The sequence below is a fragment of the Herbiconiux daphne genome, assembly GCF_024979295.1.
Taxonomy (GTDB): Bacteria; Actinomycetota; Actinomycetes; order Actinomycetales; family Microbacteriaceae; genus Herbiconiux; species Herbiconiux daphnes.
The window spans coordinates 1-995 of the sequence record NZ_JANLCJ010000174.1; the positions used below are offsets into that span (position 1 = coordinate 1).

The window sequence follows — 995 nt, forward strand, 5'->3', positions numbered from 1 at the left end:
ACTTTTTCTGGTAAAGGAGTAACCCCCTTGCTCCCACGTATCTGTTGAGTGTTTATTAGGTATTTCATTTCCTGTAACAGGGTCTGTTCCACCACTCCATTGATCATCTGGGTCAACTTTAGTAGGGTCTGGATACAAATCTTTTTGTTCTGGTCTATATGCTCCAATATTGGTGTTATTTACCGCACCATTATCAATAGCTGTCTGACTTGTCCTATCTGGAATTGGTTCATTTGAATCTTGATATCGATCTAATTTACCATCACCAACTGGAACTGCTATACCATTCACAATAGTAGTATCCCACGAAGGGTTAACATTGCCAACAACATCTTGGATGAATCTAACTAAATCTGAATCATCACTTTCCATATGACGTAAGCCAATATTATTATCAATGTATACCGGATTGGCAGGATCAATAGGTTTGCCACTACTATCCAGATACAAAGGATCGAGGCGTTTCTCTGGTGTTACTTTTATTTTATAACTAGCAGTTAATTTAGTATCAGTTGATGGAACTTCAGTTATAGTCGGGGGTGATGTTGAAGTATCTGTTACCACATCAACAATAGTAGCTTTCAACACAGCTTCCCCTTCACTTAATGCACGAAGATTCAAAGAATAATCTAAGTCTAAATCACTAGCTGTTATGTCAAATATATTTGTAGCACTAGATTCCCAGCGTATTTTCTGATTGGAGCCTAACTCTTCACCAGGTTTATATAACAAATTAATACGAAAGGATTTACCAACTGGTAAGGAATATATCGGTGAATCCAACAATATTTCTGTAGGTTTTGTTGGTACCGAAGAATCAATATTACCCCATGTACGAGTACCAACAGAAGGAGCTAGTATTTCATCCAACCACAAAGTATCTGGTAGATCAGTAAATGACCACTGATTAGTTACCCAATTCCATACGGCAGCTTTATCACAGGCATATTCTCCTTCTAAACCACTTGCTGATACGCTGTTTTGTCCAGTAGGAT

The 995-nt window shown here is 37.9% G+C and carries 1 protein-coding gene; it reads right to left on the reverse strand.

Annotated elements, in window-relative coordinates; translation table 11 throughout:
* A partial coding sequence (locus N1032_RS23865; protein ID WP_259542910.1) for a hypothetical protein occupies positions 1-995 on the reverse strand: 995 nt, incomplete at both ends.